The sequence below is a fragment of the Paenibacillus sp. sgz302115 genome (genome assembly GCF_056120445.1).
Genome location: NZ_JBVYOK010000001.1, coordinates 1,008,111 through 1,033,637, shown reverse-complemented (window position 1 = coordinate 1,033,637; position 25,527 = coordinate 1,008,111). Strand labels below are relative to the sequence as shown.

Annotated in this window: 20 protein-coding genes; all 20 read left to right on the top strand. The window is 51.1% G+C overall.

The features are described from left to right. The first annotated feature begins 48 nt into the window (after positions 1–48). Entirely contained in the window at positions 49–2,703 is a 2,655-nt protein-coding gene (locus AC0LWN_RS04660; protein WP_474663416.1) for an FtsK/SpoIIIE family DNA translocase, read from the top strand. Positions 2,704–2,892: 189 nt separating this feature from the next. Next, a complete protein-coding gene (gene sleB / locus AC0LWN_RS04655; protein WP_474663415.1) occupies positions 2,893–3,744 on the top strand; it encodes a spore cortex-lytic enzyme in 852 nt (283 codons plus the stop codon). 226 nt (positions 3,745–3,970) lie between these two features. Then, entirely contained in the window at positions 3,971–5,209 is a 1,239-nt protein-coding gene (gene yfmF / locus AC0LWN_RS04650; protein WP_474663589.1) for an EF-P 5-aminopentanol modification-associated protein YfmF, read from the top strand. A gap of 2 nt (positions 5,210–5,211) precedes the next feature. Then, complete coding sequence (gene yfmH, locus AC0LWN_RS04645) at positions 5,212–6,492, top strand: EF-P 5-aminopentanol modification-associated protein YfmH (RefSeq protein WP_474663414.1); 1,281 nt, start codon at positions 5,212–5,214, stop codon at positions 6,490–6,492. Next, positions 6,492–7,259, top strand: a complete 768-nt coding sequence (gene ymfI, locus AC0LWN_RS04640; RefSeq protein WP_458962584.1) for an elongation factor P 5-aminopentanone reductase — start codon at positions 6,492–6,494, stop codon at positions 7,257–7,259. The genes yfmH and ymfI overlap by 1 nt, the downstream gene beginning before the upstream one ends. 117 nt (positions 7,260–7,376) lie before the next feature. Further along, entirely contained in the window at positions 7,377–7,637 is a 261-nt protein-coding gene (locus tag AC0LWN_RS04635; RefSeq protein WP_019910483.1) for a DUF3243 domain-containing protein, read from the top strand. Positions 7,638–7,836: 199 nt separating this feature from the next. Then, entirely contained in the window at positions 7,837–8,604 is a 768-nt protein-coding gene (locus tag AC0LWN_RS04630; protein WP_474663413.1) for a DUF3388 domain-containing protein, read from the top strand. Between the two features lie 103 nt (positions 8,605–8,707). Then, positions 8,708–9,703, top strand: a complete 996-nt coding sequence (locus AC0LWN_RS04625; protein WP_474663412.1) for a RodZ domain-containing protein — start codon at positions 8,708–8,710, stop codon at positions 9,701–9,703. Positions 9,704–9,785: 82 nt separating this feature from the next. Then, positions 9,786–9,950: a hypothetical protein gene (locus AC0LWN_RS04620; protein ID WP_474663411.1), complete on the top strand. Its 165-nt coding sequence runs from the start codon at positions 9,786–9,788 to the stop codon at positions 9,948–9,950. A 165-nt stretch (positions 9,951–10,115) separates the two neighbouring features. Beyond that, positions 10,116–10,607 (top strand): YajQ family cyclic di-GMP-binding protein, encoded by a 492-nt coding sequence (locus AC0LWN_RS04615; RefSeq protein ID WP_458962581.1) that lies wholly within the window; start codon positions 10,116–10,118, stop codon positions 10,605–10,607. 90 nt (positions 10,608–10,697) lie between these two features. Continuing rightward, positions 10,698–11,285, top strand: a complete 588-nt coding sequence (pgsA, locus tag AC0LWN_RS04610; RefSeq protein WP_458962580.1) for a CDP-diacylglycerol--glycerol-3-phosphate 3-phosphatidyltransferase — start codon at positions 10,698–10,700, stop codon at positions 11,283–11,285. A 55-nt stretch (positions 11,286–11,340) separates the two neighbouring features. Continuing rightward, entirely contained in the window at positions 11,341–12,630 is a 1,290-nt protein-coding gene (locus AC0LWN_RS04605) for a competence/damage-inducible protein A (RefSeq protein ID WP_474663410.1), read from the top strand. Between the two features lie 299 nt (positions 12,631–12,929). After that, complete coding sequence (recA, locus tag AC0LWN_RS04600) at positions 12,930–13,994, top strand: recombinase RecA (protein WP_458962578.1); 1,065 nt, start codon at positions 12,930–12,932, stop codon at positions 13,992–13,994. Between the two features lie 116 nt (positions 13,995–14,110). After that, on the top strand, positions 14,111–14,845 hold the full coding sequence (locus tag AC0LWN_RS04595) for a regulatory protein RecX (protein WP_474663409.1): 735 nt from the start codon (positions 14,111–14,113) through the stop codon (positions 14,843–14,845). Positions 14,846–15,154: 309 nt separating this feature from the next. Beyond that, positions 15,155–16,696 carry a ribonuclease Y gene (gene rny, locus AC0LWN_RS04590; RefSeq protein WP_019910494.1) on the top strand — a complete coding sequence of 514 codons (1,542 nt, stop codon included), beginning with the start codon at positions 15,155–15,157 and terminating at the stop codon, positions 16,694–16,696. 53 nt (positions 16,697–16,749) lie between these two features. Beyond that, positions 16,750–17,544 (top strand): TIGR00282 family metallophosphoesterase, encoded by a 795-nt coding sequence (locus AC0LWN_RS04585; RefSeq protein WP_474663588.1) that lies wholly within the window; start codon positions 16,750–16,752, stop codon positions 17,542–17,544. A gap of 198 nt (positions 17,545–17,742) precedes the next feature. Beyond that, positions 17,743–18,003: a stage V sporulation protein S gene (locus AC0LWN_RS04580; protein ID WP_019910496.1), complete on the top strand. Its 261-nt coding sequence runs from the start codon at positions 17,743–17,745 to the stop codon at positions 18,001–18,003. 189 nt (positions 18,004–18,192) lie between these two features. Next, on the top strand, positions 18,193–19,167 hold the full coding sequence (locus tag AC0LWN_RS04575; RefSeq protein ID WP_474663408.1) for a dipeptidase: 975 nt from the start codon (positions 18,193–18,195) through the stop codon (positions 19,165–19,167). A gap of 379 nt (positions 19,168–19,546) precedes the next feature. Then, entirely contained in the window at positions 19,547–20,119 is a 573-nt protein-coding gene (gene pduL / locus AC0LWN_RS04570) for a phosphate propanoyltransferase (RefSeq protein ID WP_474663407.1), read from the top strand. 340 nt (positions 20,120–20,459) lie between these two features. Continuing rightward, positions 20,460–25,403 carry a rhamnogalacturonan lyase family protein gene (locus AC0LWN_RS04565; RefSeq protein ID WP_474663587.1) on the top strand — a complete coding sequence of 1,648 codons (4,944 nt, stop codon included), beginning with the start codon at positions 20,460–20,462 and terminating at the stop codon, positions 25,401–25,403. The last annotated feature ends 124 nt before the right edge of the window (positions 25,404–25,527 follow it).

Below are 25,527 nucleotides of genomic sequence, written 5' to 3'. Positions count from 1 at the left end.
GTACGCCACGCCATTATATGGTATAATAGTGTTCCGGGGGTGGCTGGTGTGGCTAAACGAAGAAGAAAGAAGAAGAAAAAAGCGCTGCTCGGCAGCGTTTTAAAATATGAAATCTACGGGATTATGCTTATTACATTATCCGTCATTGCTTTATCCGGTGAGGCGGCGGTAGGGCGCTCCCTTTCCAGCATGGCTGGGTATTTACTCGGGAGATTTTATTTTGTGCTGCCGCTGACCGGCATATTTTACGGCTTGATGGTGATGATTCACAGAAGGTGGCCTTCCTCCTGGAACAGCCGCCATTCCGGCGTGCTGCTGCTAGTGCTGTCCATGTGCCTGATGAGCACGATATCGGCAATGGAGCAGAAGCTGGGGCCATTGTCGATGCTGCATCCAGGCAATGTGCTTGCGCAAATACATAACGACCTGTCGGGTGCGCTCTCGCCAGGCTCCAGCGACAGCAATGTGTACATGCTGGGCAAGGATATCAGCGGAGGATATCTCGGAGCATTGGAGTATGCGGTATTGCTGTGGCTGTTCGGCAGTCTTGGAGCCAAGCTCCTGATGATTGTCATGCTGGCGATCAGCTTCATGCTGATTACGAACCTCTCTTATGTTGAGCTGTTCGCCCTGCTGCGGAGCCGGGCGGTGAAGCTGGTGGAGGGCATCCGGCGGAGAGCTGCCAACCGGCCTGCCGCGGTGCCGGTGACCTCCAGAGCTGCTAGAGCAAGCCGGGCGCCTGCTCCGCAGCCTGTGCAGGATGACGATGAGGATGAAGAGGATGATGAGCAGCTGCCGCGCCGGAGCCAGCCGCAGTTCTTGCAGAGAATCGGGGGCTGGTTCAGCGGAGCTCCACGGACCGGCCAGCCTGCAGCCGAGACCGAACCGGAGGATCAGACGGATTCTGATGTTGTGGCGGCAGGTGCACCTTCGATTCCAATTATCTCGGGGATTCGTAATGATGACCTGTCCCAGCTTGACGATGATGATGATTATTTCGGTGATGATGCAGAGCCTGTATCCCCCATTATCCGCGATTTCTTCGAGCATATCCGCTCGGAAGGACTGAATGCGGAGGACCGTGAAGAGTGGGGTGAGTTCTCGCCTGCTGCGCGGAGCGGAGGCATCAGAGCCGCTGATCCCGTTAGCAGCCCTCCAAATGCTCAGCCTGTGGATGACGAATTGCCGGAGGAGCAGGTTACGGTTCAATTGGATGGACTGCTGGATTCGGCTGCAGAAGGGGAAGAAGTTCCCGCTCCGCCGCTTCCTCCGCCGCCTAAGCCCTACAAGCTGCCTCCTTTCCGCCTTCTGGCGAAGCCTAACAACGGAGGCAAAGCCGGTGACCAGAATGATTACATGCAGACAGCACGTAAGCTGGAAGCAACGCTGGAAAGCTTTGGAGTAAGGGCCAAGGTGCTTGAGGTCGTAAGAGGACCGGCGGTTACCCGGTATGAAATTCAGCCTGATATTGGGGTGAAGGTCAGCCGGATCGTTAATTTGACCGATGATATTGCGCTTGCGCTTGCAGCCAAGGATATCCGTATGGAAGCGCCGATCCCGGGCAAGTCGGCCATCGGGATTGAGGTGCCGAATCCCGAGGTCTCTATTGTAACGATGCGCGAGGTTATGGAGACGCAGGTTTTCCAGGATGCCGAATCCAGGCTGTCGATCGCCTTCGGGCGTGATATTTCCGGCCAGACCATTGTGGGTAATTTGGCCAAGATGCCCCATCTCCTGGTTGCAGGAGCAACAGGCTCCGGGAAGTCGGTATGCATCAACGGCATTATTACCAGTATTTTATACAAGGCCAAGCCGAATGAGGTTAAATTTCTGATGGTCGATCCCAAGATGGTCGAGCTTAATGTGTACAACGGGATTCCCCATCTGCTTGCACCGGTGGTCACCGACCCCAAACGTGCGAGTCTCGCCTTGAAGAAGATTGTGGTGGAAATGGAGAAAAGATATGAGCTGTTCTCCAATTCAGGCACTCGCAATGTGGAAGGCTACAACAATCTCATGAAGGATAATCCGGCGGCGGTGCTGCCATATATTGTTGTTATCGTGGACGAGCTTGCCGACCTGATGATGGTTGCGGCGAACGATGTTGAGGATGCAATCTGCCGGCTTGCACAGATGGCGCGTGCAGCGGGAATTCACTTGATTATTGCCACCCAGCGTCCTTCTGTCGATGTTATTACCGGGCTAATCAAAGCCAATATTCCTTCACGCATCGCCTTCGGCGTATCTTCGAATGTGGATTCACGGACCATTCTGGACATGCCTGGCGCAGAGAAGCTGCTTGGACGTGGGGACATGCTGTTCCTGCCGATGGGCGCCTCCAAGCCTACACGTGTGCAGGGCGCTTTTATGAGCGATCAGGAAGTCGAAACCATTGTGCAGTATGTCAGCAGCCAGGGCGAAGCTAATTACGATGAATCCATCGTGCCTGAAGTGGATGAGACAGTGACGGGGGATGAGGAGCCCCAGGATGAGTTGTATGATCAGGCGGTACAGATTGTGCTGGAAGCGAAGCAGGCCTCCGTATCGCTGCTTCAGCGGCGCATGCGTGTCGGATACACGCGCGCGGCCAGACTCATTGACTCGATGGAGGCCCGGGGGGTCATCGGGCCGTACGAGGGCAGCAAGCCGCGTGAGGTGCTGATGTCCCTGGAGCAATTCCAGCATAACCGGATCAGTTCATAATAGTTATGGATTGTCTTTACCGAGCACCTCTTTCCCAAGCGGAAAGGGTGCTTTTTTGTTGCGGTGCAAGGGTAGAGCGCCTTAGATCTCGTCATTCCAGACAAGTAATGCATAGGATGTCCTGCCAGTCGTCATAATAACTTTATCCATCCATGCAGAACTTACAAGAGAAAGGTAGAGCGATCCCTTATGAAAAAGCATAAGCAGTGGGTAATTGCCGCGCTAACCCTTACGCTGGCGGCAGCGCCGTTTGCAGGCACGTTCGTTAAGGAACATGGCGTAGTCTACGCAAATCAGCTAAATAACGCGTCTGGTATGAAGGAAAATACTGTACCGGAGGGGCAGGTTTTGCCCGCTTTCGGAACAACTCCGCTTCAGTTGGGTTCTTCCGGAAAGGATGTTTATGAGCTGCAGGGAAGGCTGAAGTATCTCGGATTTTATGCAGGAGCCATAGACAGTGAATTTGGAAGCAAGACCAAAAATGCGGTAACCTGGTTCCAGTGGAAATTTGGCATGCCGGCAGATGGCGTTGTAGGCGCTAAAACAAAGCTCAAGCTGTATAATGCCACAAAAGCCTGGCGGCCGACAGAGCCGCCCACCGAAACGGCAAATAATACAGGCGGTAACAATGCTAATGCAGGTACCTCGAACACAGCGGAGCTGAGCTCCGGCAACACTATGGGGCTGTCTGAAAATGATCTGAAGATTATGGCGAACGCGGTGTACGGAGAATCGCGGGGGGAACCCTTCGAAGGTCAGGTCGCCGTTGCTGCCGTAATTCTGAACCGCGTCAAATCGCCCAACTTTCCAAATACGCCTTCCGGTGTGATTTTTCAGCCAGGCGCCTTCACGGCGGTAGCTGACGGCCAGATTTATCTGGAGCCTAACGAACAGGCCCGCAAGGCTGTGCAGCTTGCACTAAATGGCTGGGACCCTTCCGGCGGCTGCATCTATTACTTTAATCCGAAGACGGCCACCTCGAAATGGATCTGGACCCGTCCGCAAGTGAAGACGATTGGACAGCATATTTTCTGCATGTAACCATGAATACGTAGGCCATAGAGCAACCGGTATGTTCCTTCCGGTTGCTTCCTTACTTTGGAATGGTTTAGAATGGATAATACTTCATAAACTTGTTGTATAGAGAGCGAACTTAAGAATTCGGCTTGTCCTCTTTCTTAAGATCAGCTTATATTGCAGTTATCCACGCCGTAAAGGAGTTTTGGACTTGACAAATAATGGATTTCAACATGGCAGCGCTGCAGGCATGCGTATTCATGTCTTGCCGACAAAGGCGTTCAAGACATTCGCCATCTCACTTTATGCCGGCGTTCCTCTCGATGAGAGCACGGTTACTCCCACGGCTCTGGTTCCCTTCGTGCTGCGAAGAGGCACATCGGCTTACCCGGAGACAACCCAGTTCCGTGAACGGCTGGAGGAGCTGTACGGTGCCGGATTCGGCTTTGACATTTACAAAAGAGGCGATTACCAGATTGTTCAATTCCGCATGGATACGATCAATGATTCCTTCGTGCAGAGCAAGGAGAGCCTTCTTGGTGAATCCTTTGCTTTTCTCGGAGAGGTATTAACCCGGCCGCTGCTGGAGGATGGAAGCTTTCGCGCTTCCTATGTAGCTACAGAACGCGAGACGGTGCGCAAGAAGCTGGATTCAATCGTTAATGATAAAATCCGCTATGCAGCGGAGCGCTGCATCGAGGAAATGTGCCGCAAGGAGCCTTACCGTCTGCATCCGCTCGGCCAAAGAGCTGATCTTGACGGCATTACGCCGGAATCGCTGTATAAGTCCTATAATTCATGGCTGAACGGAGCTATATTGGATTTGTATGTGGTCGGTGACACAACGCCGGAGGAAGTGGAGAAGCTGGTGGTCCGCCATTTTGGCCGTGCTCATACCGAAACTGCCACCTATTCCGCAGACTTTACACCGGTAACAGTTACTGAAGTCCGGACGGTCGAAGAGAAGCTTGATGTGAACCAGGGCAAGCTTAATATGGGGTTGCGCACTTCAATCACTTACAAGGACGACCGGTATGCCTCTGCGCTGATGTATAACGGCATTCTGGGCGGCTATCCGCACTCCAAGCTGTTTGTCAATGTGCGCGAGAAGGAGAGTCTGGCTTATTACGCTTCTTCGCGTTATGACGGACATAAAGGCATTGGCACGATCCAATCGGGGATTGAAACGCAGAATTACGGCAAAGCGGTGGATATTATCCGCAAACAGCTTGACGAGCTGAAGGCCGGCAATATCAGTGATCTGGAGCTTAGCCAGACCAAAGCCATGATCCGCAATCTGCTTTCCGAAATCCAGGATTCCGCTTTTGAAATGATTTCCTTTGATTTCAACCGCCAATTGTCCGGAAAAGACCGCTCTGCACAGGAGCTGCTGACTCAGGTGGATGGCATGGGAGCGGAGGATGTGAAGGCTGCGGCAGGCACATTCGAGCTGGATACGATTTATTTCCTGACAGGGAAGGAGGAATAGCGGTGGAAAAGATCCATTACGAGAAGCTTCAAGAGACACTTTATCACGAGGTTATGGATAACGGTCTGCAGGTGTATGTGCTGCCGAAACCGGCTTTTCTCAAAACCTATGCGACCTTTGCCACCAAATACGGCTCTGTGGACAATCACTTCAAGGTTGCGGGCGGCGAAGAAACGACAGTGCCTGATGGCATAGCCCACTTTCTGGAGCATAAAATGTTCGAGGAGCCGGAAGGCGATATTTTTGCCACTTTTGCCTCTAATGGGGCTTCAGCGAATGCTTTTACCAGCTTTGATCAGACCGTTTACCTCTTCTCTGCTACGGAGAACATCGAGACCAATCTGAGTACGCTTGTGGATTTTGTGCAGCGGCCTTATTTCACCGATGAGAATGTGGAAAAGGAAAAGGGGATTATCGGCCAGGAAATCAATATGTATGCGGATAATCCGGATTGGCGCGTGTACTTCGGCTTGATCGAAGCGATGTACGCCAAACATCCGGTTCATATCGATATTGCCGGAACCATCAAGTCCATTGCAACAATCACCAAAGAAACATTGTACACCTGCTACAATTCCTTTTACCATCCCAGCAATATGCTGTTGTTTGTGGTTGGCGGCGTAGAGCCGGAAAAGGTATTCGAGCTGGTACGCAGCAATCAGAACGCCAAATCCTACGGCAAGCAGGGTGAGATCGAACGCATCTTTGAGGAAGAGCCGGTTCAAGTGGCTACCAAAGTGAAGGAAACCAAGCTGGCTGTGTCGATGCCGAAGCTCCTCTTCGGATTTAAGGAGAAGGCGGAGGGCCTCACCGGAGAAGCAGCAGTACGCCGCGATCTGACGACCAAGCTGATGCTTGATTTGCTGCTGGGAAGCAGTACGTCGCTGTACCAGAAGCTCTATGACGAGGAACTCATCTCCGACAGCTTTGGGCATGAGTTCAACAGCTCACCGCAATATGCATTTTCGGCCATCGGCGGGGATACCAAGGACCCGGACCTGCTGCTCAAGCGGATCAAGGAAGAGATTAATCTTGTGCTTGAATCGGGTTTTGCTGAGAAGGATTTTGAGCGTGCCCGCAAAAAGAAAATCGGCGGCTACCTGCGCATGCTGAACTCCCCGGAGAGTATTGCCCATGAATTTACACGGTACCAGTTCCGTGGCGGAGATCTGTTCGAAGTGCTCCCGCTGTACGAAGCGATCACTCTTGAAGAAGTCAATGCCCGCCTGCGCGCGCATGTGGACTGGGAACAACTGGCCGTGTCGCTTGTGGTGAGTCCTTAATGGCGCTTTCGGGAGAGAACAGTAAGCCAATCGGGGAAATGACAGTGCTTATTACCGGAGGCAGCGGGGGGATCGGCGGTGCGATTGCCGAGCGTTTTGCTTCCGTAGGAATGAACATTGTGATTCATTATATGAACTCGCACGAAGCGGCGAATGATGTAGCCCGGCGCTGTATGGCGCTTGGGGCTAAGGTAATGACGGTGGCGGCGGATATGAAAGACCGCAGCCAGCTTGAGCGTATGGCGGAAAGACTTGAGAGCAGCGGCATGCAGCCGGATATTCTGGTGAATAATGCCGGAAAGGCGCATTACGGCATGCTTGCCGATGTTACGGAGGAGGAATGGGATGACATCATGGCAGTCAATCTGAAGGGTACCTTTATGTGCAGCCAGATTTTCATGCCCTATATGATCTCCCAGCGCTACGGGCGGATCATCAATGTCTCTTCCGTCTGGGGCATCTCCGGCGCTTCCTGCGAAGTGGCCTATTCTGCCAGCAAAGGCGGTGTGAATGCTTTTACCAAAGCGCTCGCCAAGGAATTGGCCCCTTCAGGGGTTACGGTCAATGCCGTAGCACCGGGAGCGGTTCATACGGCGATGCTGGCCAATTTGCAGGAGGATGAAATGCGCATGCTGGAGGAGGAGATTCCGGCGGGACGTCTGGCTACGCCTGGAGAGATTTCCTCGCTGGTATATTTTCTCGCACTCCCCGAATCCGGCTATATCACCGGGCAGATCATCAGTCCGAACGGCGGATGGATTACCTGAAGCTTACCATGTGCTGCTTGGAGAAATGCTCCAGCATAAGAACGTCCGGGTCGAGACATATTATAACTGTTGCTTTTAAATCTCACGTAATCCATAACATTTTGAGGAGGATTTAAGATGTCAACAGACTCCGTAGTGAAAAACTTTGATACCTGGAAAAGCTTCTTGGGCGAACGGGTCATTCAGGCTGAGAAAATGGGGATGAGTGAAGAAACCATCTCCAAGCTGGCTTTTGAAATCGGGGAATTCCTTGATAAAAAAGTTGATCCGGGGAACTATTCCAACCGGGCGATCAAAGAGCTGTGGGATGTCGGCACGGATGACGAGAAGCACACCATTGCTTCACTCATGGTCAAGCTGGCGAAGAAAAACGCATAGTATGCGGCAGTGAGCTCCCCCTGCGGGAGCTTTTCTGCAATTATTACAGAGGTGAACTTGCCTTTCAATTTCATTTTATATATCATTAACATGACCCGTGTTTCAGAACACTTTGCGGATGCCGTCCTTTTGGACGGCATAACCGTTTCTTCTTGACGTATAGCAAAGGTATGGGAAAAGGAATCTATGAGGTGCAATCGTGGAATATAAACAATGGTATATGGAGTATAAGATACATAAGAACAGACCCGGTCTGCTTGGTGATATCGCTTCAATGCTTGGAATGCTGGAGGTCAATATCCTGACCATTAACGGGGTAGAAGGCAAAACCCGTGGGATGCTGCTGGAAACCAGCGACGATGAGAAGATCATGCTGATGGGCGAGATGCTCAAAAAAGTAGATAATATAACGGTTACGGCCTTGCGTTCGCCACGGCTTGTGGATAAGCTGGCCGTCCGGCATGGCCGTTATATTGACCGTGATTCGGATGACCGCAAAACCTTCCGTTTTACGCGGGATGAGCTTGGGCTGCTGGTGGATTTCCTTGGTGAGCTTTTTAAGAGAGACGGAAATCAGGTCATTGGCCTGCGCGGCATGCCCCGTGTCGGCAAGACGGAGTCCATTATTGCCGGCAGCGTCTGCGCCATGAAACGCTGGACCTTTGTCTCCTCGACTCTGCTGCGGCAAACGGTTCGCAGCCAGCTTGCCGAGGATGAGATGAATCCGCATAATGTGTTCATCATTGACGGTATTGTCAGCACGATCCGCTCCAATGAGAAGCATTACAACCTGCTGCAGCAGGTGATGAACATGCCCAGCACGAAGGTGATCGAGCACCCGGATATTTTTGTGCGGGAATCCGGCTACACCTATGATGATTTTGATATCATTATCGAGCTGCGTAACTCACCCAGCGAAGAGATATTGTACGACTCGTTTACGACGAGCTACAGTGATGATCTATAGAAACACAAGCAATGCTCACAAAACTTAGCTTATGCTTACGAAGCGAGTTTTGTACGAAGTGAATCAAGCAGCTATGCTCACAAAACTTTTAGGAGGTGATGGTATGTCGGAACTGGGCCGGCATTTGAAGGAGGCGCGTCTGCAGAAAGGGATGAGCCTTGATGATGTCCAGGAAGTAACGAAAATTCGCAAAAAATATTTGGAAGCCATCGAAGCGGGGGATTATAAGGTGCTCCCGGGAAGTTTTTATGTCCGGGCATTCATCAAAACCTATGCAGAGGCGGTCGGTGTCAATCCCGATGAGCTGATAGAGGAACATGGCAGCGTACCTGCTGCTGCTCCTCCGGAAGATACCACAATGGAGACAGTTATTCAGAAGCGCAGCCGCAAGCCTGAACCCGAACGGAATGCGAAGTGGCTGCCTACGCTTCTGATGTGGACCTTTCCTGTATTGATTATTGTGGTTATTTATTGGTATGCCTCTTCGAATATGAACAAGTCAGATCCCAATAAAACCGATACAGCCAACTTGACCGCTGCGACACAGGACCCTTCGGCAGTGAAGCCATCGCCGACGGCGGCAGGAGGCGGAGCGGCAATTCCTTCAGCTTCGGCATCGACGGATACCACTGCTGCTACAGCTACTCCTGAGACAACCGTTGCGCCTTCATCAACGCCGCTTCCGTCGCCTTCCGCACAAGGAGGAGTTACGGTTGCGCAGGACCGGAAATCGGGTAAAACGACGGTGTTTAAGGTTACTGCTCCTGCCGGTAGCGCGGTGCAGGTTCAGATTGCCGCAACCGGGGTGAGCTGGCTTGAGGTCTACAAGGGCGTAAACTCCAAAGGCGAGAAGCTGAGCTTCGGCAATACCGCAGCCGGTGACAATCTGACCTTTACCCTTGACAGTGCAGGGATGTATATCAAATCCGGATATTCTCCTGCTACGGAAATAACAGTTAATGGACAAGTTATCACTGATGGCAAAAGCTCCTCCCGCCTCCTCCTTGAACTGGATGAAGGTACAGGAACACAAGACAGCGGCAACGGAGGAACACAGGACAATGCTGCACCGACCCAGGAGAACGTCACTACCCAATAATGCATTTGAAGTATAGGCTTTGGCATTTTGGAGAACCTATGAATGATTTAAGTTCTTACGCCAAAGCGGGGTGCATTCGCTCATGACCGTTAGCTGGATCGTAACAGCGCTGGGTATCATCGTCAGTCTCCTCGGGTATTATATGACACCGGGCGCCTGGGGTTATGGAATTTTGGGGTTCGGACTGGCGCATGTTCTGCTTGGGATTCTGGATATGTTCCGGGCTCCTGCGCGCAGCAGACAATAGCCCGCCTGCTTAACAAGAATGGCTCCACATTGTGGGGCTGTTTTGTTTGAAATGATAAGACTTTATATGTTTTACGATATAACCGGTTGCAGTTCATAATTAGACTTGAGAGCTGCTTTCTCATATAATAGGAACAGAATAATTGTTAGCAAAGGACGTGGAGTAATGAGTTCGGAAAGTTCATTTGATATCGTATCCAAGATGGATATGCAGGAGTTGACGAATGCGGTTCACCAAACAGAGAAAGAGATTGATAACCGCTTTGATTTCAAGAACAGCAAGAGCAGCTTGAAGCTGGAGAAGGATGCGCTTATTATTGCTTCAGAGGACGAATACAAGCTTAATGCGGTCATTGATATTTTGCAGTCGAAGATGGTCAAACGCGGCATTACGCTGAAGAATCTGGATTTTGGCAAAATCGAGCCAGCTTCGCTTGGGACTGTACGCCAGCGCCTCGGCCTCAAACAAGGAATTGATCATGAAAATGCCAAAAAGATCAACATTCTGATCCGCGATTCCAAGCTTAAGGTGAAGAGCCAAATACAAGGTGATCAAATCCGCGTAACCGGCAAGAGCCGGGATGATTTGCAGCAAATTATCCAGCTTTTGCGGAAAGCCGATTTGCCGCTGGACCTGCAGTTTAACAATTTAAAGTAAGCTTTTGTACCCCGCAGTGCTTATGCACTTCTCTTCCGCGGGGTGTTTTCGTGAATATCGGATTCGTATGGATCAAGGGAGGAACCTCTGTTGAATTTGCCCAACCGCATTACGCTTGCTCGTATTTGTCTTATCCCGATTATGATGTTCTTTTTGCTGGTGAATTTCAGCTTTTATCCGGAACCGATACATTGGGGATCTTTTCAGCTTTCATTTAACCATCTGATCGCAGCAGTAATCTTTTTGCTTGCGGCCAGTACGGATGGTATAGACGGTTACATAGCCCGGAAATATAACATGGTCACCAATCTTGGCAAGCTGCTCGATCCGCTTGCGGACAAGCTGCTCGTCTCCGCAGTGCTGATCTCCCTGGTGGAACTGGGCAGATGCGATTCCTGGATCGCCATCGTCATTATCAGCCGTGAATTTGCGGTAACCGGACTGCGGCAGGTTGCGTTGCTTGAAGGAAAAGTGGTTGCTGCCAGCAAATGGGGCAAGTTAAAAACAGTGGTGCAGATTGTTGCGATTTCACTTCTGTTGCTCAATAATTTCCCGTTTCAGTTCGTCAGCATTCCTGTGGACGATATTGCAATCTGGGCAGCGGCGGTCATCACTATTATCTCCGGAATTGATTATTTCGTGAAGAATAAGGAATTGCTTGAGCTTCATAACGCCTAAGCATAAAGAGCGGAATTCCTTGTTTACTCTACACCCAGGAGGAGAAAGTAAGTTTATGAAAGCAGAGATTATTGCCGTTGGCACAGAGCTTTTGCTCGGACAGATTGTTAATAGCAATGCCCAGTTCCTATCTGTAGAGCTGGCGGCGCTGGGAATTGATGTTTACTTTCAGACCGTTGTCGGAGATAACAGCAGCCGCCTTCAGCAGGCGATTGAAATTGCCCGCAGCCGTGCGGATGTTATTCTGTTCACCGGCGGAATTGGCCCGACTGAGGATGACCTGACCAAAGATGCCCTGGCTGTGTCCCTAGGCTGTTCACTGCATATTGACCAGCTTGCGATGGATCATGTTCAACGCTTTTTTGACGAGCGGAAGATTGTGATGACCGAGAATAACCGCAAGCAGGCACTTATAATCGAAGGAACAACGCCGCTTTCGAACTCAACAGGCCTTGCTGTTGGTCTTGCTCTTGAGGAGGAGGGTAAGTATTACATCGTTCTTCCGGGGCCGCCCCGGGAAATGAAACCCATGTTCACGGAGCAGGCCAAGCCTTGGCTGCTGCAGCATGCGCTGACGAATGAAATGCCGATCTACTCCAAGATGCTTAAATTCGCCGGCATCGGGGAATCGCTGCTTGAGGATAAGCTGATTGATTTGATCCGGGGCCAGAGTGATCCAACCATAGCGCCTTATGCGAAGGAGGGCGAGGTGACGGTTCGTATCTCCACCAAAGCCCCTTCTGAACGCGAGGCTATGCAGAAGCTGGACGTGCTGGAGAAGACCATTCAGGAGATCCTGCCGGAGCATATGTATGCCAACATAGATGTGCCGCTGGAGCAGTTAATTGTTGATTGGATGGCGGATGCAGGCCTGACCTTAAGTGCGGCGGAGAGCTGTACGGGCGGCCTGCTGATGGAGAGCATAACGAATATACCAGGCAGTGCCGCTATGTTTGCCGGGGGAATCGTTTGCTACTCCAATGATATGAAGAAAAAGCTGCTGAATGTGCCTGCCGCACTGCTGGAGGGCCCGAATGCTCCCGGCGCGGTCAGCCGCGAGGTGGCGGAAGTGCTGGCGGACCAGGTGAGGATGACAGCCGACAGTGACTTTGGATTATCTGTTACCGGCGTCGCCGGTCCGGGGTATTCGGAGCGCAAGCCTGTAGGTCTTGTATTTGTCGGTCTGGCCGAACGCGGCCGCCCTACGGAGGTATATGAGCTTAATCTCAAAGGAACACGTGAAAACATCCGCCTTCGGACCGTCAAGGCGCTGCTGTACCGTCTCTGGCGCAGGCTGGAGGAGCGTAAGGTAGCAACCCCGCTTGAGGGATCAGCCTTGCAATAACCTTCCGGTCCGGTATATAATTCATCTATACGGAAGAACCGTGGCACTGAGAGATCTTTGCTGCGGTTTTTTGTTTGTCTGCTATATAGTTTCGCCCGCAGCGGGCCCTTCAGAAAGGCGTTCCAAGTTTTCCGGTGGCCGGGTATTCTGCTATAGTTCCATATCTTGAAGGAGGCTTACAATAAAAGGGAGTATTAACCGGGGAAACAAAAAAAACGAATGTATGTTCGAAAAAAAGCTTGGCAAGACCTCCAAAACACGCTATTATATTACTATAAACAGTGAAGGAAGTGGTCTGATTGTCAGATCGTCGTGCTGCGCTTGATATGGCGCTTCGTCAAATAGAAAAACAATTTGGTAAAGGCTCCATCATGAAATTGGGAGAATCCAATCACATGAAAGTGGAGGTCGTACCTAGCGGATCTTTGGCACTTGATATCGCACTGGGTATTGGCGGACTTCCCAAAGGACGTATTATTGAAGTATATGGACCGGAGTCTTCCGGTAAGACGACCGTTGCCCTGCATGCTATTGCTGAGGTACAGAAGGTAGGCGGACAAGCTGCCTTCATTGATGCCGAACATGCGCTCGATCCTAAATACGCAAATGCGCTCGGCGTAAACATTGATGAACTGCTGCTGTCCCAGCCAGACACCGGTGAACAGGCACTGGAAATTGCCGAAGCGCTTGTCCGCAGTGGAGCGGTAGACATCATTGTTGTTGACTCAGTGGCAGCATTGGTACCGAAAGCGGAAATTGAAGGCGACATGGGGGATTCCCATGTAGGTTTGCAGGCCCGACTGATGTCCCAGGCTTTGCGGAAGCTGTCCGGGGCGATCAATAAGTCCAACACAATTGCCATCTTCATCAACCAGCTCCGCGAGAAAATCGGCGTTATGTTCGGTAACCCGGAAACCACGCCTGGCGGCCGGGCATTGAAGTTCTACTCTTCCGTTCGTTTGGATGTACGGCGGGTAGAGAGCATCAAGATGGGCAACGATGTTGTGGGTAACCGTACGAAGATCAAAATTGTGAAGAACAAGGTAGCTCCTCCGTTCAAGCAAGCGGATGTTGATATTATGTATGGTGAAGGGATTTCCAAGGAAGGAAGTCTTGTTGACATCGGTACGGAAATGGATATCGTCAATAAGAGCGGCGCTTGGTATTCCTTCGATGGTGAGCGTCTTGGTCAAGGGCGGGAGAACTCCAAGCAGTTCCTGAAGGAACATCCGGAGATTGCCCTGCAGATTGAGAACAAGATCCGTGAAGCAAGCAATTTGTCAACGCTTGTGGCTGCACCGACTGAAGCCGAGATAGCGGCAGAGGAAGAGGAAGAAGAAAATCTGCTGCTTGAAATCGAATAATTTGATATTTGATTTTTAATTTTAGAAGGCGCCCTGTGAATGAACATAGCAGGGCGTTTTTTCATAAAAAAAATAACTTTACGGAAATTTATGTATCAATGAGGTGACAGACAGCAATGGTAATACAACTGAACCCCGAGCCTGAAAAGCAGGAAGATCAGGCGCTGGCCGACTTCCCGGCAGACCAGTTGCTTGAGATCACAAGAGTGGAACGTCAGAAGAAGTCTGACCACCGCTATATCATTCATTTTGGTGCTTACAACATGACTGTTCATGAGGATGTCATGATTAAATACCGGATGATTACCGGCAGTTCTTTTATGAAGGCCGATTTGGAGGAAATTGTTGTAGCCGACGAACGCCAGCGGGCTTATGTGGAAGGACTGCGTTATCTGGAGCGCAAGCCGCGGACAGCCCAGGAGATGGCCCGCCGTTTACGGGAGAAGGAAATAGGAGAGACTATTATTGCCGAGGTGCTGCAGCGGCTGCAGCAGGAACGTTTTCTCGATGATCCCTTATATGCCAAGCAGTGGGCGGAACAGCGGATAACGAATCAGCGCAAGGGAAAGCTGTGGATACGCCAGGAGCTGCGTGAAAAAGGAATCGACAAGACGCTGATTTCCGAGGCGCTGGAGAATATTACTCCCGAGCAGGAGCTGGAGAGCGCTCTGCAGACGGGGCGGAAGAAATGGAGCCTGATTCGCGGGGATGTCAATGACAAGCGGAGAAAGACAGGAGCCTTCCTCATGCGGCGGGGATTTTCCGGGGATATGGTACGGCAGGTACTGAATATTTTGCGTGAGGAAGAGGATTTTGAATGGGAAGAGGAAGAGATTTACTTCCCTGACTGATTCTCTTGACTTTAATGCGCATATCGACTCTCTTGACAACGTCTTTTTATAAATAATAAAATATAACATGAATCTGCATTAGAATAAGAATCCTTTTTCCTTCCCAAAAAGCAGAATCTTACCTATGCGGTTCGCGTACAACTCATATGAAATGTAATCGCCGTATAAGGCGGGCAATGTGCATGTGCAGCATGTGCAGTATGGCAATCGGTGTATTACCGGTTTTTGTATGGTGATGAACGGATTAGTTTAACAACTGCACAAATTCCCAAGGATAGTCCTTGGAGGAACCAACGAGGAGGTGAACAGATGCATACTGCGATCTGGGTCATAATCGTTCTCGTTGTAGCTGCATTATTCTTTGGATTCGGTTATTTTATTCGTAAATCCCTTGCAGAAGCTAAAATTTCCAGTGCTGAGAAGGAAGCCGTAGTCATCGTGGAGAACGCGAAGAAAGAGGCGGAAGCGCTGAAGAAGGAAACGGTACTTGAGGCTAAGGATGAAGTCCACAGAATCCGTACCGAAGCTGAGAAAGAAACTCGTGAACGTCGGAATGAAATCCAACGGCAAGAGAGACGTTTGCTGCAAAAGGAAGAGTCTCTGGATAAAAAAATGGAATCGCTTGAACGAAAAGAAGAACAAGTGGCTAACAAAGAGAAACGAATTGACGAAACACAACAGCAAATTGATGTTATTTACAAGAACCAAGTTACTGAACTGGAGCGTATCTCCAATTTGAGTATTGATGATGCCAGAAGTATCATCCTCAGCAATGTAGAGCAGGAAGTTCGCCACGAAACCGCTCAGATGATCAAGGAAATTGAACAGCAGGCCAAAGAGGAAGCGGACAAGAAGGCCCGTGAAATCATTACGCTGGCCATTCAGCGCTGCGCGGCTGATCATGTTGCAGAAACAACTGTTTCCGTGGTAACGCTGCCTAATGAAGAGATGAAGGGCCGGATTATCGGCCGCGAAGGCCGCAATATTCGGGCACTGGAAACTCTTACTGGTATTGATCTCATTATTGATGATACGCCGGAAGCTGTTATTCTGTCAGGCTTTGATCCGATTCGCCGGGAAGTGGCCCGTACGGCACTTGAGAAGCTTGTTGCCGATGGACGTATCCATCCGGCCCGAATCGAAGAAATGGTGGAGAAATCCCGCAAGGAAGTGGATGAGCGGATTCGCGAGTACGGGGAGCAGGCTACCTTTGAGGTGGGCGTTCACGGCTTGCATCCGGATCTGATCAAAATCCTGGGCCGTCTGAAATTCCGCACGAGCTACGGTCAAAACGTACTCAAGCACTCCATGGAGGTTGCTTATTTGACTGGACTTATGGCCGGTGAGCTTGGGGAAGACATCGTGCTTGCAAAACGTGCCGGACTGCTGCATGATATCGGCAAGGCGCTGGATCATGAAGTGGAAGGTTCGCACGTAGAGATCGGCGTCGAACTGGCGAAGAAGTACAAGGAACATCCAGTGGTTATCAACAGTATCGCGTCCCATCATGGAGACTGCGAAGCTACCTCGGTTATCGCAATGCTGGTTGGAGCAGCCGATGCTTTGTCGGCCGCACGCCCGGGCGCTCGCCGCGAAACCCTGGAAACGTACATCAAGCGTTTGGAGAAGCTCGAAGAGATTTCCGAATCCTTCGAAGGCGTAGAGAAATCTTATGCGATTCAAGCGGGCCGCGAGGTTCGCGTGATGGTGCAGCCTGAGAAGATTGATGATGCTGAGGCATTCCGTCTGGCCCGCGACATTACGAAGATGATCGAGAGTGAGCTGGATTATCCGGGTCATATCAAGGTCACTGTAATCCGCGAGACACGGGCAGTTGAATATGCTAAATAACTAAGGAAATCGGCCCCTCTGTGGGGCCTTTTTTCTTTCAGGAGGAGAATATCATTAAAGTACTATTTATTGGTGACATTTGTGGGAATACGGGCAGAAAAGCGCTGCGGGAAATGCTGCCTTCCCTGAAAAATAAATATCAGCCGCATATCATTGTCGCTAATGGGGAGAACGCTGCTGCCGGCAGAGGGATTACCTCGGCTATTGCCAATGAGTTTTTCAATTGGGGTGTTCATGGCATTACGATGGGCAACCATACCTGGGACAACAAGGACATTTTTGAGTTTATCGACGACGAGCCGCGGCTCATTCGCCCGGCCAATTTTCCTCCGGGAACGCCAGGTCGCGGGTATACGGTGATCAAGGCGAATGGCAAGCAGCTGGCGATTGTCAACTTGCAGGGCCGCACTTTTTTGCCGGCGATTGATGATCCTTTCCGTATGGGTGAAGAGATTGTCCAAGAGCTGCGGCAGAAGACTAAGTGTATTCTTGTGGATTTTCATGCAGAAGCAACATCCGAGAAGATTGCCATGGGTTATTTCATGGATGGGTTAGCTTCGATTGTAGTAGGAACGCACACCCATGTGCAGAGCAATGATGAGGTTATTCTGCCGGGAGGAACCGCATATTTGACAGATGCCGGGATGGTTGGTTCAAGAGAAGGAATTTTGGGTATGGAAAAGGATGCAGTGATCTACAAATTTACAACTCAGCTTCCGGCAAGATTTGTGGTGGACGAAGGCAAGTGGCAGTTGAACGGTTTGTTCGTCGAGCTTGATGAAGCTACGGGCAAGGCAACACGTATGGAGAAGATTCGGCTGCGCGAAGATGAGTGGGTGATGGATTAGGTTTAGCGGCAATATACAGGGTATTTGAGGAAATCGTTAGTTTTGGGTAAAGTGTGATTTTTTTTATATCGAAAAAGAGTATCTTTTGTACAAATTTCTCTGGAGTGGTCCGCAAAAAGAAGGAATTATTTCTTCGCTCGCGAATAACATCTACAGTAGTGGAAGAACACCATCATTTTCCCAGGGGAGGTACTTACTATGGATGTATTAAAAGTATCAGCTAAATCCAATCCTAATTCCGTTGCCGGCGCACTAGCGGGTGTTCTTCGAGAACGTGGATCGGCCGAGCTGCAAGCCATTGGAGCCGGAGCACTGAACCAAGCAGTCAAAGCCGTTGCCATCGCCCGGGGATTTGTTGCACCTAGCGGTGTCGATTTGATCTGCATCCCAGCTTTTACAGACATAGTGATTGATGGGGAGGATCGGACCGCGATTAAGCTTATTGTAGAGCCTAGATAGCAGATAACCTTTCAGGATGAGCCTGTTTACTTCGGTAAACAGGTTTTTTGAAATTTAAGAAAGAATAAGTTTTACGCTATACTTTATCTCTTAAATTTCTCGCTGAAACGGATACCGTCCTTTTATGGACGGCGTAGCCGTTTCTACTTGCTTGGTTTCAAGTCAAAAGAAAGCGGGGCTGACCGGGGAATGGGAACTGGGAAAATGCGGGTGGCGGATTTTCATTGTGATGTGCTGAGCAAGCTGCAGTCTGCTCCGGATATTGATTTCCGAAAGGACGACCGTCTGGACGTAACTTCTGATCGTCTGCTGGCGGGAGGTGTCGAACTGCAGGTTTTTGCGATCTACCTGTCGGCTACTCAGGGAAAACTTAGCTTTGAGCGGATTCTGGGACAAATTGAAGCTTACAGGGCCAAAGTGGCGGGCACAGGAGGCTTGCAGTGGCTGCGCTGGAAGGAAGAAGCGGCGGAGATGGCCGTTACATCCTCGCGCTGGGGAATGCTCTCTCTGGAAGGGGTGGACGGTCTGGAGGGGAATCTGTTCTACGCTGAGTTATGCTTCGAGCTGGGAGTGCGGTTCTTTGGATTAACCTGGAATTATGCCAATTGGGCAGCGGATGGAGTGCTGGAGCAGCGGAATGGCGGTTTTACGGAGCAGGGCCGGAAGCTGATCGAATGGTGCAACGGGAGCGGTATGCTGCTGGATGTGTCCCATCTGGCACCCGCGGGGTTCTGGGAGCTTGCCGAGCGGAGCAACCGTCCTTTCATTGCCTCCCATTCCAATGCTGCCGGTGTCTGCGGACACCCGCGTAATCTGAGCGACGACCAGATCGGGGCGCTGGTGGCTATGGACGGAAGAATGGGGCTGACCTTTGTGCCCTGGTTCGTCACTACGGGAGGGGAGGCGCGGGCAGCGGATGTCCTGCGTCATATTGAGCATGTTTGTACTCTTGGTGGTTCCAGGCATATCATGTTCGGCTCGGATTTTGACGGTATCGAATCGTGGGTAGAGGGGCTGGAGCATCCAGGAAAATACGCCGAATTCGCCGAGCTGCTGCTCCGCCACTACTCGGAGGAAGACGTGAGGGGCTGGCTCTACGGCAATGCCCAGAGCTTTCTGGCAAACTATTTGCCTGCGAAGACAGCGAATATCTATTTAAGTTGAACTTAAAAAAAAGAATAAAAAGGGCAGAAGTGACGGAGGGGAAGTTTGGAACTGTAGGAGCGGTAGCGTCCGCCTTTGTTCACGGATTTCAACCGCGATCAGCGGTCTCAAATCAAGAAATCTGTGAACAACAGCGGCCGGAAGTCCAAACATTCCCCGCAGTTACGACCAGACCCAATTTTGAAAATCTAAAGTTTAACTTATATAGTTACCGGGAACAAGCAAGTGGCAATTTCATGACAATCCTGTTCCGAAATCACAAAATGTCGAAAAATAGGACCCTCGATGTGAGGAGGACCTTTTTATTTTTGAAGAAATAGATGTATAATGATCTGTGGCTTGTACAGATACTAGAGAAAATTCAAGGAGTGACATTACAATGAGCAAGACTGTACCCGTAGGTGTGTCGGCCCGACATATACACCTTACGCAAGAGCATGTGGAAGCGTTGTTTGGCGCAGGATATCAATTGACTGAGTTCAAACCGCTCTCCCAACCTGGACAATTTGCAGCAAATGAGCAAGTAGCTGTAATCGGCACCAAAGGAAAATTTGACAAAGTAAGAATTCTTGGACCTGTCCGTCCGGCATCGCAGCTTGAAGTTTCCCGCACAGACGCATTCAGCCTCGGCGTGAAAGCCCCTGTCCGCGAATCCGGCCACATCGAAGGAACTCCAGGAATTACGCTTAAAGGACCTGCCGGTGAAGTTGAGCTGGAGACAGGTGTTATCGTGGCAGCCCGCCACATCCACTTCCATACCTCCGAAGCTGAAGCTTGGGGCATTGCTGACAAGCAAATGCTGAAGGTACGCCTTGGCGGCGAACGCGGCCTTGTGCTGGAGAATGTAATCGCACGTGTATCAGACAATTTTGCACTTGATATGCACATCGACACCGACGAAGCCAACGCTGCAGGTGCCAATAACGGCGATACTGCTGAAATTGTGGATTAGTTTTTATACTTAATAGCAAAGAAGGGGCGGGGGAGCAATCCTCCGCTTTTTTTGTTGTTCTGGAAACCAGGATCCTCCTCTTAGCTGCAAAGTGATCGGTTTTGTGTATGAAAAGATCGGATTTTTGCATGTTCAGTTTAGAGGGCAAATGATAGTATTGATCCGAAGTTGTATATTTATGGAAAACTATTCACAGGGTTACAATCCAGGTGTTGGAGGTGAAGGCATATTGCCGATTGATTTTTTGGTAAGCGGTTACAAAACGAACAAGCTTTTTAAAACAAGAAAGCGGGTGAATCCATAGAATATGAGAAAAAATAAAGCAGGAAAGCAAATGGTAATGGTTCTGCTATCGTGGCTGATGATTTGTTCATCCTTGATTCCGGCGGTTGCATATGGGGAACAGCGGGCGGAGGGGGATAGTGCCATGCAAGCTCCTCTCCACTCCAGCACAGTGACAGATGCAGTCTATACGCCGCAAGCCCCTTTGCCGGATGGGGAAAAAGTTGCTTTTGATTTCGGGCCCGGAGCTGTTGCGGAAGGCTATATAAAGGTCGAGGCTTGGGCAGCATACACTCCCGAGAGCAAATACGGATTCATTGATCCGTCAAAAGTAAGCGGGGAGGACAGGGGCACGGCGGATGCCTTGAGGTCAGATTTTGTAGCCGTTAAGGATGCAGCCTTTGCTATCGACTTGCCGAATGGGGATTATACCGTATCACTGATTGCCGGTGACAGCAGCGGCGATACGGACATAGCGATCAAAGCTGAATCTATGCAGAAGGTGCAGCAGACGAGCAAGACGGCGGGACAATATTTGGAGATGGACTTCGATATTGCGCTGGTGGATGGTCAGATGAATTTCGTATTCAGCGGAACGAGACCTGTCCTGAATGCGCTTGTGATCAAAAAACAGCCGGAACGTACCGCAGGAGAGAAGCCGACCGTATATCTAGCCGGGGATTCAACGGTGCAGACATATGACCCGTATTGGAAGCCGCAGGCAGGCTGGGGACAGATGATCGGTAAATTTTTCAGCTCGGCGGTAAATTTCAATAATCAAGCGATTGGAGGCCGCAGCTCCAAGTCCTTTATCGTAGAAGGCAGGCTGGATACCATTCTCCGGGAGATTAGGCCGGGAGACTACTTCCTGGTGCAGTTCGGTCATAACGATGCGACGATCAGTGTGCCTGAACGGTATGCCTCGCCGGCAGATTACAAGAATTATCTGAAAACCTATGTAGAAGGTGCAAGGCAGCGCGGAGCAACGCCGATTCTGATAACACCGATGGGACGCAGAGATTTCAATACGGAGAGCGGCAAATTTAATGTAAGCTTCCCTGAGTATGTACAGGCCATGAAAGAGGTCGCCAACGAGCTGAATGTGGAACTGGTTGATTTGAGCGCACGGAGTGTCGCTTATTATAATTCTATCGGTTTTGAAGCGACACGCTCCGTCTTTCTGTACCTTGATCCTGGTGTGTATGCGGCTTTTCCAAAAGGATCTAGCGACAATACCCATTTCCAGGAATATGGGGCTATTCAAATGGCCCGTCTGATCGCAGGAGGCATTGCAGACCTGAACATTCCACTTGCTGACGCAGTGAAGGAAATCGTACCGCCTGATGCGCTTCCGGCGAAGCCGGCGGGCCTGCTGGCCGGGAGCATCAGCAATGCGGGGGCAACGCTGAAATGGGATGAAGTGGCGGGGGCAGATATCTACAAAATCTACCGTAAGCTGGCAGCAGACGCTGAATCTGCCTACGTCCTTGTTGGCACATCTACAATTCCAGCTATTACGCTTGGCGGGATGGCCGAAGGCCAGAGCTACACGGTGCGGGTGACCGCTGTCAACGGGCGGGGGGAATCAGAGCCTTCTGATCCGGCAACGATTGCGACCAAGCTGTCGCAGTACCGCTATGATTTTGGTCCTGTAGGCGCACCCGTTGCCGAGGGCTACACCGAAGTGAACCGGAATGCGATCTATACCCCTGAGCTGGGTTATGGTCTTGTTTCAAGTGCAGGGATGAGCGACCGTGACCGGGGTGCCGTGACGGATACTCTGCGCAGGGATTTTGTGATTTATTTTGGCGGCTCTTATGAATTTAAGGTGGATCTGCCAAACGGCTATTATTCTGTTAAGACTTATACCGGAGACTGGACAGGTTCGACTAAAACGAATGTGGCCATTGAAGGCAAGGATTATGGAACCGTCTCCTCCGGCAAAGGCAGCATTGCGGAGAAGGAATACAGCCAGATTTCCGTCAAGGACGGACAGATGAATCTGGTGTTCAGCGGCACTACCGCCCATCTCAACGGGCTGGAGATTACACCGCTGATGCTGGCTCCGGCGGGACTCAAGCTGGATCGTCTGGATTTGGATAGTGACCCGGTTGCGGTTTCCCTGTCCTGGAGCGGCATTGATGGAGCGGCTAAATACCGTGTGTACCGGCAGGCAGCTGACGCTCAGAGCTCTGAACTGCTGGGTGAAACCACTGGACTAAGCTATGTAGATGTGACAGCAGATATTGGACTTGAATACCGCTACTCGGTCACAGCAGTGGATAACACCGGCCTGGAATCAGTAGCATCGAATGTACTGCCGGTATCTCTAATTGACCCCTCGGTAGCCAAGGCCGCCGTGCCAGAAGGTCTAAAGCTGCTATCGACGAATAAAAATGCTGTCAGCTTCACCTGGAACGGAGTCGCTGCGGCAAAAATGTACAATGTGTACCGTTCAAAATCGGCAGCCGGAGTGTATGCTCTGGTAGGCAAATCGAAAACTGCATCCTATACGGATACAACTATTCTTAGCACTATTCCATATTATTACAAGGTAGCTTCGGTCAATGCAGGTGGCATTTCTGAAATGTCAGCAGTGCTGGAAACTCCAGTCGTAACGGCGTTATACCGCGACATGGAGAAGCTGGACCGCGCGCCTGTGGCAGTCAAGACGGATGCCGGGAACTATATCGGCTGGCGGCTGCTGGGTCTTGATCCTGACGGGATAGGCTTCAATCTGTATCGGGACGGAAAGAAGCTAAACGCTTCAGTTCTGACAGGCAGCACGAATTACCTGGATGCCGCAGGCACAAAGGCTTCGAAGTATACTCTGAAGACAGTGCTTGGCGGTGTGGAGCAATCCGCATCCGGGGAGTTCGGCGTATGGCAGCAGCAATACTTGTCTGTGCCGATGCAGAAGCCTGCAGATGATTATACGAAAGATGGTCAGCCCTACACCTACAGTGCCGGAGATGCCAGTGTAGGGGATCTGGATGGCGACGGGAAATATGAGGTTGTTATGCTGTGGTCGCCTTCTATCAGCAAGGACAACTCGCAAGCGGGCTATACCGGAATCGTCTATATGGATGCTTATAAAATGGACGGAACACGCCTCTGGCGGATTAATATGGGCCCCAACATCCGTGCGGGCGCGCATTATTCACCGTTCATGGTCTATGATCTCGACAGTGACGGACGTGCGGAGATTGTGATCAAAACCGCGGACGGTACAGTTGACGGCCAGGGCACGGTGATTGGCGATGCCAAGGCGGATTACCGGAACAGCTCCGGTTATGTGCTGCTGGGCAAAGAATATCTGACCGTGTTTGACGGTCTGAGCGGCCGCGCTGTGGACACTGTCGATTACGATCCGCCGCGCGGCGATGTAAGCGCATGGGGAGACGGTTATGGCAACCGTGTGGACCGCTTCCTGGCGGCGGTGGCTTATCTGGACGGCGAGCACCCCAGTGTTATTTTCAGCCGGGGCTATTACACAAGAACTGTACTGGCGGCATACAACTTCCGGGATGGCAAGCTGAGCAAGGTGTGGCGGTTCGACTCCAACGATGAAGGTTATGCGGAGTATGCCGGACAGGGCAATCACAATCTGTCGGTAGGCGACGTGGACCGTGATGGCAAGGATGAAATTACATTCGGGGCGATGGCGATTGATGATGACGGTCTGCCGCTCTACAATACGAAGCTGGGCCACGGCGATGCGATTCACTTCGGGGATCTGGACCCGGCAAGACCGGGCCTTGAGGTCTTTGATGTGCATGAGCATGTGGATGCCAAATACGGCATTGAAATGCGGGATGCGGCGACAGGAGAAGCGCTCTGGGGTGTATTTACGGGCATTGATACCGGCCGGGGCATGTCGGCGGATATTGATCCGAATTACTTGGGCGAAGAGGTCTGGGCGGCGACGATTACCAATGGGCAGCAAATTCCGGTTACCGGCATCTACAGCGCGAAGGGGGAACTGATTACCAAGAAACTTCCAACCTCGACGAACTTCGGCGTGTGGTGGGATGGCGATCTGCTGCGGGAGCTGATGGATGCGAACCGGGTGGACAAATGGGATTATGTGAACCAGACGACCGTTAATCTGCTGACGGCGGAGGGGGCGGCTTCGAACAACGGGACAAAAGCCAATCCGAGCCTGCAGGCGGATCTGTTCGGAGACTGGCGCGAGGAAATTATGTGGCGTTCCACCGACAGCACTGAGCTGCGGATCTACACAACAACCGATCTGACCGATACCCGCATCCGCACGCTGATGCATGATCCGGTCTACCGTCTGGCCGTGGCCTGGCAGAACGTCGGCTACAATCAGCCGCCGCATCCAAGCTTCTATCTCGGCGCAGGCATGGAAGCGCCTCCAGCACCAGCCATTCAGATCGTGGGCAGCCAGCAGAAGGCAACAGGGGCTCCAGGGAAGCCGGTTCTGTCCAGCAACAACGGCCATGACACCGGACTGCTGGATGGCAGTTACCAGATTACAATGAATCTGTGGTGGGGCAATAACGGAACCAGCTATAAGCTGTTCGAGAACGGCAAGCTGATTGACAGCCGCGCACTGAGCGATGAGTCTCCTGCGGCGCAGACCCTCCTGACCAATCTGTCGGGAAAGGCGGACGGAACATACACCTACACAGCGGAGCTGAGCAATTCTTATGGAACTACAGTCTCCAGTCCGCTTGTCGTTACCGTTACGAATGCAGCCCCGGCTGTTCCGGTATTGTCAAATGACAATTGGGACGGCGATGGGACATATAAGGTAACCATGAATCTATGGTGGGGGACCAATGGCACAACCTACCGGCTCTATGAAAATGGAGTGCTGGTCGATACGCAGACCTTAACGGCTGACACGCCAAACGCACAGACTGCCGTTACGTCCATCAAGGAGCGGAAGGCCGGAGTTTATGAGTACCGTGCAGAGCTGGTGAACAGCGCCGGTACAAGCGAAAGTACAGTGATGAAGGTTACGGTAAAATAGGATGTCAGACTAAAATTTGCGGCATTTGCTGCAAGTGTGGATGAAAGGGATCTTCAGCATTCAGAATTCGGGATGCGGGGTCTCTTTTTTGTGAGGATAGCAGTAAATATCAAGCCTGGAATGT

What these genes read in the sequence shown, in the direction of transcription:
- AC0LWN_RS04565 (WP_474663587.1), top strand. Translation starts at nt 20,460, where the DNA reads ATGGTTCTGCTATCGTGGCTGATGATTTGTTCATCCTTGATTCCGGCG.
- yfmF (WP_474663589.1), top strand. Translation starts at nt 3,971, where the DNA reads ATGCGTATTCATGTCTTGCCGACAAAGGCGTTCAAGACATTCGCCATC.
- ymfI (WP_458962584.1), top strand. Translation starts at nt 6,492, where the DNA reads ATGGCGCTTTCGGGAGAGAACAGTAAGCCAATCGGGGAAATGACAGTG.
- AC0LWN_RS04605 (WP_474663410.1), top strand. Translation starts at nt 11,341, where the DNA reads ATGAAAGCAGAGATTATTGCCGTTGGCACAGAGCTTTTGCTCGGACAG.
- AC0LWN_RS04615 (WP_458962581.1), top strand. Translation starts at nt 10,116, where the DNA reads ATGAGTTCGGAAAGTTCATTTGATATCGTATCCAAGATGGATATGCAG.
- AC0LWN_RS04580 (WP_019910496.1), top strand. Translation starts at nt 17,743, where the DNA reads ATGGATGTATTAAAAGTATCAGCTAAATCCAATCCTAATTCCGTTGCC.
- AC0LWN_RS04625 (WP_474663412.1), top strand. Translation starts at nt 8,708, where the DNA reads ATGTCGGAACTGGGCCGGCATTTGAAGGAGGCGCGTCTGCAGAAAGGG.
- AC0LWN_RS04595 (WP_474663409.1), top strand. Translation starts at nt 14,111, where the DNA reads ATGGTAATACAACTGAACCCCGAGCCTGAAAAGCAGGAAGATCAGGCG.
- AC0LWN_RS04575 (WP_474663408.1), top strand. Translation starts at nt 18,193, where the DNA reads ATGGGAACTGGGAAAATGCGGGTGGCGGATTTTCATTGTGATGTGCTG.
- sleB (WP_474663415.1), top strand. Translation starts at nt 2,893, where the DNA reads ATGAAAAAGCATAAGCAGTGGGTAATTGCCGCGCTAACCCTTACGCTG.
- AC0LWN_RS04620 (WP_474663411.1), top strand. Translation starts at nt 9,786, where the DNA reads ATGACCGTTAGCTGGATCGTAACAGCGCTGGGTATCATCGTCAGTCTC.
- rny (WP_019910494.1), top strand. Translation starts at nt 15,155, where the DNA reads ATGCATACTGCGATCTGGGTCATAATCGTTCTCGTTGTAGCTGCATTA.
- AC0LWN_RS04635 (WP_019910483.1), top strand. Translation starts at nt 7,377, where the DNA reads ATGTCAACAGACTCCGTAGTGAAAAACTTTGATACCTGGAAAAGCTTC.
- pduL (WP_474663407.1), top strand. Translation starts at nt 19,547, where the DNA reads ATGAGCAAGACTGTACCCGTAGGTGTGTCGGCCCGACATATACACCTT.